Here is an 11036-nt window from a genome sequence, read left to right on the forward strand (position 1 = left end):
TGTGCTGCGTCCAGGATGCCAGGTCCGACCCCCGCCGGGCGGCACACCGTACGGGTGAAAGGGCCGCGCGGCGGAGGCCGGGCGCGGTCAGATGCCGCCGCGGGCCGCCTCCAGCAGCTCCTCGGCGTGGGCGCGGGCCATCTGCGACTCCTCGTGGCCCGCCAGCATCCGGGACAGCTCGCGCACCCGGTCCTCGCCCCGGAGCGTCTTCACGCCGCTGCGCGTCACCGAGCCGTCGGACGTCTTCTCCACCACCAGGTGCCGGTCGGCGAACGCCGCGACCTGCGGAAGGTGGGTGACGACCACGACCTGCGCCGACTTCGCCAGCCGCGCCAGGCGCCGTCCGACCTCGACCGCGGCCTTCCCGCCGACGCCGGCGTCCACCTCGTCGAAGAGGTAGGTCGGCACCGGGGCGGCGCCCGCGAAGACCACCTCCACCGCGAGCATCACCCGGGACAGCTCACCGCCCGAGGCGCCCTTGGCGATCGGGCGGGGCGGGGCCCCGGGGTGGGGGGCGAGCAGCAGCTCGACCTCGTCCACGCCGTGGGGGCCGAAGGTGACGAGCCGTCCGTCCACCTCGATGCCCGACGCCTCGTCGGTGGTCTCGTGCTGCCGCAGCTCGACGGTGACGCGGGCGTGCGGCATGGCGAGTTCGGCCAGCTCCGCGGTGACCGCCTCGGCGAACCGCTCGGCCGCCTCCGCCCGAGCGGCCGTCAACCGCCGTGCCAACTCGGCCAGTCGGGCGCGGAGCGCGTCGCGCTCGGTGGTCAGTTCGGCGATCCGGTCGTCGTCGCTGTCGAGTTCGGCGAGCCGGGCGGCGCTCTCCTCCGCCCAGGCCAGTACGGCGTCGACGTCCTCGCCGTACTTGCGGGTCAGGTGGGCGAGCGTGGCCCGCCGCTCCTCGACCGCGGCCAGCCGCAGCGGGTCGGCGTCCAGGTTGTCGGCGTACCCGGCCAGCTCGCCGGCCACGTCCGCCAGCAGGATGCCCACCTCGCCCAGCCGGTCGGCGAGGGCGGCCAGGGCCGGGTCGTGCGCCCGTACGGCCTCCAGCGCGCGCTGGGCGCCCGCCACCAGGGCGCCGGCGTCCACGGCCTCGGGGTCGGCCGGGTCCCCGACGAGCGCGCCGTGGGCGGTGGCGGCGGCCGAGGCCAGGGCCTCGGCGTGGCCGAGCCGCTCGGCCTCGGCGGCCAGCTCGACGTCCTCGCCCGACCGGGGCTCGGCGGCGGCGATCTCCTCCAGGCCGAAGCGGAGCAGGTCGGCCTCCTGGGCGCGCTCGCGGGCGCGCGTGGTCAGCTCCTCCAGCTCGGCGGAGACCGCGCGCAGCCGCCGGTACGCCTCGGTGTACTCGGCCAGCGGCGCGGAGACGGCCTCGCCCGCGTACCGGTCCAGCGCCTGGCGCTGTCGGGCCGGGCGCAGCAGGCCCTGCTGATCGGTCTGTCCGTGCACCGCGACCAGGTCCTCGCCCAGCTCCGCCAGCAGCCCGACGGGCACCGTGCGGCCGCCGACGTGGGCGCGCGAGCGGCCCTCGGCCGAGATCGTCCGGCTGATCAACAGGTCGCCGTCGTCCAGTTCCGCGCCCGCCTCCTCGGCCCGCCGCGCCGCGGGCGCGCCGGGCGGCAGCACGATCCGACCCTCCACCACGGCGGCCTTCGCACCCGCTCGCACCAGGGCGGCGTCCGCGCGTCCGCCGAGCAGCAGCCCCAGACTGGTGACGACCATGGTCTTGCCCGCGCCGGTCTCCCCGGTCACCGCGGTGAAGCCGGGGGACAGCTCGACGACGGCGTCATCGATCACGCCCAGGGCCCGAATCCGCATCTCCTCCAACACGGATACGACCATACGAGGTCCCCCGCCCGGTTCCCCACTCGCGGTCCTCGCCGGTGTCCCCGCCCGCACCGGTGTGCTAGTGCGGCGCCCCGCGCCACCCGGCCACCGGAAGCGCGAACTTGGCGACCAGGCGGTCGGTGAAGGAGGCGTGGTGGAGCCGCGCCAGCCGCACCGGCACCTCGCCGCGCCGTACCTCCACCCGGGCGCCCGCGGGCAGCTCCACGGTGCGCCGCCCGTCGCACCACAGGACGCCGTTCGGGGTCTGCGGCTGCACCTCGACGGCGAGCACCGAGTCGGGGGTGGTCAGCAGGGGCTTGGCGAACAGGGCGTGGGCGCTGATGGGCACCATGAGCAGCGCCTCGACCTCCGGCCAGACCACGGGCCCGCCGGCGGAGAAGGCGTAGGCCGTGGAGCCGGTGGGCGTGGCGCACACGACGCCGTCGCAGCCGAAGCGGGAGACCGGGCGGCCGTCGACCTCCGCGACGACCTCCAGCATCCGCTCGCGGGCGGCCTTCTCCACCGACGCCTCGTTCAGCGCCCAGTCGCGGTGCACGACGCCGCCGTTGTTGCGGACGAGCACGTCGATGGTCATCCGCTCCTCGACCTCGTAGGAGCGGTCGACGACCCGGTGCACGACCTTCTCCAGGTCGTCGCGCTCGGCCTCGGCGAGGAAGCCGACCCGGCCGAGGTTGACGCCCAGCAGCGGCACCCCCGAGGCGCGGGCGAACTCCGCGCCGCGCAGCAGCGTCCCGTCGCCGCCGAGGACGACGAGCAGTTCGCAGCCCTCGACGACGCCCGCGTCGGCCTCGACCACCTGCACGGCCGACGGCAGCGACAGGTCGGCCGCCTCCTCGGCCGGCACGCGCACGCCGATGCCGTTGCGCAGCAGCCCCTGGACGACGAGTTCGGCGCTGCGGACCGCGGCCTGGCGGCCGGTGTGGGTCAGCAGGAACACCGTGCGGTCGGTGGTGCCGGCGCGCTCGGTGCTGTTGGTGTTCTGCGTGGTCACTGGGGGCCCTCCGCCACGGCTCGGTCGACGTCGGCCGGGTCGAGTTCGGGCGCCCCGGCGCGCAGCCACAGGAAGTACTCGACGTTACCGGAGGGCCCCGGCAGGGGACTGGCGGTCACTCCGAGTACGCCAAAACCCAGTTCGGAGGCTTGACCGGCGACGGTGCGGACCGCTTCGGCGCGCAGGTGCGGGCTGCGGACCACGCCCCCGCTTCCCAGGCGCTCCCGGCCGACCTCGAACTGCGGTTTGACCATCAGCACGAGGTCGGCGTCGGGTGCCGCGCACCGCGCCAGGGCGGGCAGCACCAGGCCGAGCGGGATGAAGGACAGGTCGCCGACGACGAGGTCCACCGGTTCGCCGCCGATCAGCTCCAGGGTGAGGTCGCGGACGTTGGTGCGGTCCTTGACCACGACCCGCTCGTCGTTCCGCAGCGACCAGGCGAGCTGCCCGTAGCCGACGTCGACCGCGACGACCCGCGCGGCCCCGGCGCGCAGCAGCACGTCGGTGAAGCCGCCGGTGGAGGCGCCGGCGTCCAGCGCCCGCCGCCCGGCCACGGTCAGGCCGCGCGGGGTGAACGCCGCCAGGGCGCCGGCCAGCTTGTAGCCGCCGCGCGAGACGTAGTCCGGGTCGTCGGCGTCCTCGGCCACCACGATGGCCGCCCCGGTCTCCACCTGGGTGGCGGGCTTGGTCGCGGTGGCGCCGCCGACGGTGACCCGTCCGGCGGCGATGAGCGCGCCGGCGTGTTCGCGCGAACGGGCCAGCTTGCGACGCACCAGTTCCGCGTCGAGCCGGCTGCGCCGGCCGCGCTGGTTTCGTGATGCTGCCACGTACGGTTCAGCTCCCGGAGTCGTGCGGCGCGCCCGGCGCGGTCGGCCCGGGTCGCTGGTCGAGCGCGGTCAGCGTGTCACGCAGCCCGCGGTGCACATCCTCGTACACCTCCGGATGCCCGGAGACGGCGAGGCGGTCGACGTCCGCCAGGCGACGCAGCCCGGCGTCGACCCCGGGGTGCCCGGTCGGGGTCACCGTGACGCCCAGGGGGCGGGGCCCGTCGCCCGCGGGATGTTCCTCGTGCGGCGGTGTTCCCGGGAGGCCCGGGGACTCCTGGGCTCCCGGCTCCGCCGGCGGTTCCGGCTCCGGCACCGTGCCGGACATCGGCTCGTCCATGGTCACGACGCTACCGCGCCCGCGTTCCGCCGCGGAGCCGGGCACTCCCTGCGGTACCGTCGGGAGCGATGGCGACCACAGAGCAGTGTCGGGCCGCGCTGGAGCGACTGGCGAGGAACCTGGCGGAGGCGGACGGCGGCGTCCGCAGCGCCGCCGCGGTGGAACGCTCGGTCAGCTGCCACCTCACCGACCTGGACATCACCTTCACCGGCCGGCTCGTCCACGGCCGCATCGAGGACACGACCACCGTGCCGGGGCCCCCGCCGGAACGCGCCCAGATCAGACTGGCCATGACCGGCGACGACCTCGTCTCCCTGGTGGAGGGCAGGCTGAGCTTCGCCCACGCCTGGTCCCGGGGCCGGGTCAGACTGGAGGCGGGCCTGCGGGACCTGCTGCGGCTGCGGTCGCTGCTCTGAGCGCCCCGGATCCGGGATTTTCCGGGCGCCGGGCCGGGAACGGGTGTGGGCGGCCCTCCGAGCGACGACGATGACCCCATGACGACCACCTCGCACGCCCGTTCCTTCGACGCGGCCGCCGCCCTCTACGCCGCCCACCGCCCCTCCTACCCGTCCGCCCTGCTGGACGCCGTCGAGGTGATCGCGGGCCGTCCCCTCGCCGGTGCCCGTGCCGCCGACGTCGGCGCCGGCACCGGAATCCTCACCGCCCTCCTCCACGCCCGCGGCGCACGCGTCGTCGCCGTGGAGCCCGGTGACGGGATGGCCGCCGAGTTCCGCCGGCACCTGCCCGACGTCCCGATCGTGCGCGGCGACGGCAACCGCCTCCCCCTGGCCTCCGCCTCCGTCGACCTCGTCTCCTACGCCCAGTCCTGGCACTGGACCGATCCGGACCGGTCGCTGCCCGAGGCGTTCCGCGTCCTGCGTCCCGGCGGCGCCCTGGCCGTCCTGCGCAACGACTCCGACGAGTCCGTGCCCTGGATCTCCGACCAGGCCGCCCGGCTGCGCCGCTTCCTCGGCGCCGGGGAGGCCGGGGACGGCTCCGCGGCGCCGGCCGCGGCCGACTCCCTGCCGTCCGGGCGGCCGGGCTTCACCACCCGGCGGGTGTCCTGGTCCCGGCGGGTGCCCCTGGACGCCCACCTGGGCAACCTGGCCAGTCACTCGGCCTTCCTCGTCCTGGGCGAGGAGCGCGCCGCCCCCCTCTTCGACGAGGAGCGCGAGCGCCTGACCGCGCTCTTCCCGGACGGCACGGTCGAGGAGCGCTACGTCGCCACCGTGAGCGTCGCCCTCCGCTGACGCGGGCGCGTCCGCTTCCCCCGGACTGCGGGCGCGCCACCACCGGGACGGGGCCACCACCGGGACGGGACGGCCGGGGAATCCCGTGGCGTTCACGCCGTTCAGGGAGTTCCTCCGGGAAACCGCCGACAGCCGGCACGCGGCGCCGCGCCCGACGCCTCTTGACGTACGGACGCCGCGATGGCGACCGTCCCCGTGGGAATCGACCAGGGCGCCAAGCCCGTACGCAGCACCGTCCCCCAGCGGATGGACCGGCTGCCGTGGAGCGGCTTCCACTGGAAGGTGGTCGTCGCGCCGGGCATCACCTGGGTGCTCGACGGCATCGAGATCACCGTCGCCGGGTCCATCGCGGACCGGATCAGGGACGAGCAGTCCCTGGGCTTCTCCGCCTCCCAGGTGGGCCTGACCGCCAGCGTCTACCTGCTCGGCGAGGTCGTGGGCGCGCTGGTGTTCGGACGGATGGCCGACCGGCTGGGCCGCCGCAAGCTGTTCATCGTCGCCCTGGGCGTCTACCTGATCGGCAACGCCCTGACCGCGCTGTCGATGAACTTCGCGTTCTTCGCCGTCACCCGGTTCATCGCCGGCACCGGCATCGGCGGCGAGTACGCGGCCCTGAACTCGGCGATCGACGAGCTCGTCCCCAGCCGCCACCGGGGCCACGCCGACCTGGCCATCAACGGGACCTACTGGCTGGGCGCCATGATCGGCGCCGCGGCCAACCTCGCCTTCCTCAACCCCGACCTGTTCTCCATCGACCTCGGCCGGCGGCTCGGCCTGCTCCTCGGCCCCGCGATCGGCCTGGCGATCTGGGGACTGCGGCGGAACATCCCGGAGAGCCCGCGGTGGCTGCTCACCCACGGGCGTCCCGAGGAGGCCGAGCGGGTCGTGACCGCGATCGAACACGACGTGGAGAAGCACGGGACGCGCCTGGCGCCGGTGCCCGACGAGGCCGCCATGGAGTTCCGGCGCCGCAAGCCGGTCTCCTACCGCGAACTGGCGCGCGTGCTGTTCCGCGACGACCGCCGGCGGTCCTTCCTGGGCTTCGTGCTCATGGTGACCCAGTCGTTCCTCTACAACGCGATCTTCTTCACCTACGCGCCGATCCTCGCCGAGTTCTACGGCATCGGGGGCGGGGCGGTCGCGTACTTCATCCTCCCCTTCGCCGTGGGCAACCTGCTGGGTCCGCTGATCCCGGGCCGGTTCTTCGACACCGTCGGGCGCCGCGTCATGATCGGCGGCACGTACTGCGTCTCGGGCGTGCTGCTGTTCGTCACCGGATGGCTGTTCGCCGAGGGTCTGCTCAACGCCGTCACCCAGACCGTGCTGTGGTGCGTGATCTTCTTCATCGCCTCCGCCGCCGCCTCGTCGGCGTACCCGACCGTGAGCGAGATCTTCCCGGTCGAGATGCGCGCCCAGGCGATCTCGTTCTTCTTCGCCATGTCGATGCTGTTCGGCGGCGTCGTCGCGCCGTGGCTGTTCGCGACCCTGATCGGGGACGGCGAGAACCCGTGGCGGGTCTTCGTCGGGTACACGGTGGGCACCGTGCTGATGGTCGCGGGCGGCGTGACCGCCCTGGTGTGGGACGTCAACGCGGAGCGGCGGTCGCTGGAGAACATCGCGGTGCCGCTCTCCGCCGTCACCGCCACCGCCGGCGAGGCGAGCGCGGGCGGGTTGACCGGCGGACTGACCGCGCACGTCCGCAGGACTCCCAGGGACCTGACCAGGGACGAGTACCACCGCTCCTAGCGGCGCGGGACCGTGGCGTCATGGAGTGGCCGTGGAGGCGTGGCAGGGCGGTGCCTCGGAAGAGTCCGGGGGCGGGCCCGGGCGACGGTCCGCGCCGGCGCGGGCGCGTGGAGCTGCTGCGGACGGACCTCGTCGTCGCCTTCGCCGCGTACGTCCTCGGGCTCCTCGCGGCCGGCCTCGCGCTCGGCGGCGACCGGGCCCGCGACGTGGCCGTGGGCAACCTGGCGGGCGTGGGCCTGGCCGTCGTCGCCGTCGCGGTGCTGATGCTCCTCCGTCGCCGCGGTCCCTAGGCCGGCGTCCGGCCGCGGGACCGCGGCCGGACGCCGGGTCACAGTCCGAGGACGGCGAGCGCCTTGTCCGTCCCGGCCCGGAGCACGCCCTCGCCGGCGTCCGTCCACGCGGCGGCGCACAGCGCCCGCAGCCCGTCCAGGGGGTCGTCGCCCTCGCCCTCCAGCACCAGCGCGCCGTCCCGCACCGAGGCCGTCCAGCCCCCGCACGAGAACCCGCCGCCCGGCGCCGCCACCGGCTCCGGCTGGGCCCGGTGCAGCCCCCGCAGGTCGGCCGCCACGTACGTCGGCCGGTGCTCGGGGCGTGCCGTCAGGAGCTGCGCCGCGTCCGTCACCCCGGTCAGCACCAGCAGCGAGTCCACACCCCCCGCGTACGCGCCCTCGATGTCCGTGTCCAGCCGGTCACCGACCACCAACGGCCGCTCGGCGCCCGTCCGCAGGATCGTCTCGCGGTGCATCGGCGGCAGCGGTTTGCCCGCCACCTTCGGCTCCGGCGCCGGGCGCATCCAGCGGGTGGCGATCCGCACGGCCTCCACGGCCGCGCCGTTGCCCGGGGTGATGCCCCGGCCGCTGGGAATGGTCAGGTCCGTGTTGGACGCGTACCACGGCAGCCCGCGCCCCACCGCGATCGCCGCCTCGGCCAGCCGACCCCACGGCATCTCCGGACCGCCGTACCCCTGCACGACCGCCACCGGGCCGTCGTCCGCCGACTCCACCGGCTCCAGCCCCCGCTCGCGCAGCGCCACCGCCAGGCCCTCGCCGCCCACGCACAGCACCCGCGAGCCCGCAGGCAGGTCCTCGGCGATCATGCGGGCCACCGCCTGCGCCGACGTGACCACCTCCTCCGGCTCCGCGGGCACCCCGAGCCGCGTCAGGTGCTCGGCGACGGTCCGAGGGGTGCGCGCGGCGTTGTTGGTCACGTACGCCAGGCGCATTCCGGCCCCGCGGGCCTCCGCGAGCGCCTCGACCGCGTGGGGAACCGCCTCGCCGCCCGCGTAGACCACGCCGTCCAGGTCGAGCAGCGCCGTGTCGTACGCCTCGGCCGGCGGACGTCCACAGCTCCGGGGCCGGGTGCGGATCGGGCGGTGGGGGCCGGTCATCGTCTTCTCGCTCCTCGTGCTCTCGGGCAACTCCCCCGATCATCTCTCACCCCCGCACGGCGGCATAACATGCACCAATGCTGCGATCTCCGGGCCCCGACCACCCCTCGGGCGGCCTCCGCCTCGCTCCCTTCCGCGGTCTGCGCTACGCCCCCGACCGGGTCGGCAGCCTCGCCGCCGTGACCTCGCCCCCGTACGACGTCGTGGTCCGGCCCGACGGGCTGCACCACCTCCAGACCGCCGACCCGTACAACATCGTCCGGCTGATCCTGCCGGAGGCCGCCGACCCCGCCACCCGCCACCGGCAGGCCGCGGACACGCTGCGCCGCTGGCAGAGAGAGGGCGTCCTCGTCCGCGACCGGGACCCGGCGCTGTACGTCTACGAGCAGCGCCGGGGCGACGTCCTCCAGCGCGGCCTGATCGGCGCCCTGAGACTGACCCCGCCGGACGAGGGCGTGGTACTCCCCCACGAGGACGTCATACCGGAGGTCGTCGAGGACCGCGCGGCCCTGATGCGCGCGACCGCCGCCAACCCCGAACCGCTGCTGCTGTCCTACCGCGGCGACGGCACCGCCACCGGCGCCACGGCCGTCGTCGAACGCGCCACCGGCAGGCCCCCGCTGCTCTCCACGACCACCGAGGACGGCTTCTCCCACCGGCTCTGGTCGGTCACCGACCCCGACGAACTCGCCGAGGCCGACCGCGATCTCTCCCACCGTCAGGCGCTCATCGCCGACGGCCACCACCGCTGGGCCACCTACCTGCGGCTCCAGGCCGAGCGGGCCGCCCGCGCCGGGAACGACGGCTTCTGGGACCACGGCCTGGTGCTGCTGGTCGACACCGCCCGCCATCCGCTGAGGGTGCAGGCCATCCACCGGGTGCTCCCCCACCTGCCGCCGGCCGACGCCCTCGACCGGCTGGCGGGCGCCTTCCGCGTCCGCCGGGTCGACGGCCCGCTCCCCCACGCCCTGCGCACCCTGGAGAGCACTCCCGGGAACGCCTTCCTGCTCACCGGGGACGGCGCCTTCCACCTGCTCCACGACCCGGATCCGGCCCTGGTGGCGCGCACGGTCCGCGGCGACCGCCCGGAGGAGTGGCGGCGGCTGGACGCCACGGTGCTCCACTCCACCCTGCTGGACGCCGTCTGGCGGATTCCGGACCGCTCCTCCGAGGTCGGCTACCTCCACGACGCGACAGCGGCCGTGGAACAGGCGGAGCGCCTGGGGGGCTCGGCCGTGCTGATGCGCGCGGTCGCGGAGGAGACCGTCCGCGACCTGGCCCGTCGGGGCGTCACCATGCCCCGCAAGTCCACGTCCTTCGGTCCCAAGCCGGCCACCGGGCTGGTGCTGCGCGCCATGGAGGCGGACGGCCGGGAGAGCCGCCGGGAAGACGGTCCGGAGGGCTGAGAACGGCGGAGGGCGGGACCCGGTCCGAAGATCCGGGCCCCGCCCTCGTCATGCTCCGTCACACCTCGTCGAGCCGTGTCTCAGCGCTCGTCGTCTCCGGCTCCGCCGGCCTCGGAGGCGTCCGGACCCTCCGGCTCGTCCTCCCGGTCGGCGTCGGGGTCGAGCGCGTCCAGGAACTCCACCCCGTCCAGCTCGGCCAGCCGGTCGGAGGCGTCGGTCGTCCCGCCCTGGTCGGCTTCGAGGGCCTTCGCGAACCACTCCCGGGCCTCCTTCTCGCGGCCCACGGCCAGCAGCGCGTCGGCGTACGCGTACCGCAGTCGCGCCGTCCACGGCTGCACGGAGTGCGAGGCCAGTTCGGGGCTCTGGAGCGTGACCACGGCGGCCTCGGCCTGTCCCATGTCGCGCCGCGCGCCGGCGGCGACCAGCCGCATCTCCACCTGCCCGGCCTTGTCGAGCTTCTGCACCTCGGGCTCGCCGGCCATGGCCAGGGCCTTCTCCGGCCTGCCCAGACCGCGCTCGCAGTCGGCCATCACCGGCCACAGGTGGACGGACCCGGTCATCCGCCGGGCCGCCCGGAACTCGGCCAGCGCCTCGGCGTACTTCTCCACCCCGTAGGCGGCGAACCCGGCGGCCTCGCGCACCGCGGCGACGCGGGAGGCCAGCCGCAGCGCGACCTTCGCGTAGCCATAGGCCTTCTCCGGTTCCTCGTCCAGCAGCTTCGCCACCATCACCAGGTTCTTGGCGACGTCCTCGGCGAGCGTCTTGGGCAGGCTCTTGAGTTCCTGCCGCACGTCCTTGTCCAGCTCGTTGCCGGTGACGTCCTCCGGGATCGGCAGCCGCCTGACGGCCTCCCGCTCCTGGCCGCGGTCACCCGAGCGGTCGCGGTCGTCGCGCCGGTAGCCGCCGCGCTCGTCGCGCCCGCGGCCACCGCCCTGACCGTACGGGCGCCTCCCGCCCCGGTCGTCGCCACGGTAGCCCCCGCGGGGACGGTCGCCTCGACCTCCCGGGCCGCCTCGCCTGTCGTCGCGACCGTAGGAGGGCCGGTCGTCCCGCCGATCGTCACGCCGGAAACCCCCACGCTCGTCATCACGGCGGAAGTCCCGACGGTCATCGTCACGCCGGAAGCCTCGACGGTCGTCGTCACGACGGAAACCCCGCCGATCGTCGTCCCGCCGGAAGTCCCGGCGGTCATCGTCACGCCGGTACGAGGGCCGATCACCGCGCCGATCGTCCCGCCTGTCGTCGCG

11 protein-coding genes are annotated in these 11036 nt (G+C 75.2%); 5 read left to right on the forward strand and 6 right to left on the reverse strand.

The features are described 5' to 3' along the window. Positions 1 to 87: 87 nt before the first annotated feature. From recN to ABD335_RS11400, 4 genes are all read right to left on the reverse strand, one after another. A complete protein-coding gene (recN, locus tag ABD335_RS11385; protein ID WP_344322087.1) occupies positions 88 to 1839 on the reverse strand; it encodes a DNA repair protein RecN in 1752 nt (583 codons plus the stop codon). A 64-nt stretch (positions 1840 to 1903) separates the two neighbouring features. After that, positions 1904 to 2836, reverse strand: a complete 933-nt coding sequence (locus ABD335_RS11390; RefSeq protein ID WP_344322088.1) for an NAD kinase — start codon at positions 2834 to 2836, stop codon at positions 1904 to 1906. Further along, on the reverse strand, positions 2833 to 3663 hold the full coding sequence (locus ABD335_RS11395) for a TlyA family RNA methyltransferase (RefSeq protein WP_344322089.1): 831 nt from the start codon (positions 3661 to 3663) through the stop codon (positions 2833 to 2835). The genes ABD335_RS11390 and ABD335_RS11395 overlap by 4 nt, the downstream gene beginning before the upstream one ends. A gap of 7 nt (positions 3664 to 3670) precedes the next feature. Next, the gene (locus ABD335_RS11400; RefSeq protein ID WP_344322090.1) at positions 3671 to 4000 is read right to left on the reverse strand and encodes a hypothetical protein; all 330 of its coding nucleotides are present in this window, start codon (positions 3998 to 4000) and stop codon (positions 3671 to 3673) included. Positions 4001 to 4068: 68 nt separating this feature from the next. Between ABD335_RS11400 and ABD335_RS11405 the strand changes: the two genes are divergently transcribed. The 4 genes from ABD335_RS11405 (at position 4069) to ABD335_RS11420 (ending at position 7286) form a co-directional block, all read left to right on the forward strand. Continuing rightward, positions 4069 to 4416 carry a sterol-binding protein gene (locus tag ABD335_RS11405; RefSeq protein ID WP_344322091.1) on the forward strand — a complete coding sequence of 116 codons (348 nt, stop codon included), beginning with the start codon at positions 4069 to 4071 and terminating at the stop codon, positions 4414 to 4416. A 78-nt stretch (positions 4417 to 4494) separates the two neighbouring features. Continuing rightward, positions 4495 to 5250, forward strand: coding sequence for a class I SAM-dependent methyltransferase (locus ABD335_RS11410; RefSeq protein ID WP_344322092.1), 756 nt, complete (start codon positions 4495 to 4497; stop codon positions 5248 to 5250). 180 nt (positions 5251 to 5430) lie between these two features. Continuing rightward, positions 5431 to 6996, forward strand: coding sequence for an MFS transporter (locus ABD335_RS11415; protein WP_344322093.1), 1566 nt, complete (start codon positions 5431 to 5433; stop codon positions 6994 to 6996). Between the two features lie 107 nt (positions 6997 to 7103). Then, the gene (locus ABD335_RS11420; RefSeq protein ID WP_344322094.1) at positions 7104 to 7286 is read left to right on the forward strand and encodes a hypothetical protein; all 183 of its coding nucleotides are present in this window, start codon (positions 7104 to 7106) and stop codon (positions 7284 to 7286) included. A 38-nt stretch (positions 7287 to 7324) separates the two neighbouring features. Here the strand turns inward: ABD335_RS11420 and ABD335_RS11425 are convergent, their stop codons facing one another. After that, on the reverse strand, positions 7325 to 8383 hold the full coding sequence (locus tag ABD335_RS11425; protein ID WP_344322095.1) for an HAD hydrolase-like protein: 1059 nt from the start codon (positions 8381 to 8383) through the stop codon (positions 7325 to 7327). A gap of 77 nt (positions 8384 to 8460) precedes the next feature. Here ABD335_RS11425 and ABD335_RS11430 point away from each other — a divergent pair, with 77 nt between their 5' ends. Continuing rightward, on the forward strand, positions 8461 to 9789 hold the full coding sequence (locus ABD335_RS11430) for a DUF1015 family protein (protein WP_344322096.1): 1329 nt from the start codon (positions 8461 to 8463) through the stop codon (positions 9787 to 9789). Positions 9790 to 9869: 80 nt separating this feature from the next. On the opposite strand, the gene ABD335_RS11435 is transcribed toward ABD335_RS11430, so the two are convergent. Next, the coding region (locus ABD335_RS11435; protein WP_344322097.1) for a tetratricopeptide repeat protein at positions 9870 to 11036 on the reverse strand (1167 nt) is incomplete at its 5' end.

It is taken from the genome of Streptomyces macrosporus (genome assembly GCF_039533145.1).
GTDB classification, from domain to species: Bacteria; Actinomycetota; Actinomycetes; order Streptomycetales; family Streptomycetaceae; genus Streptomyces; species Streptomyces macrosporus.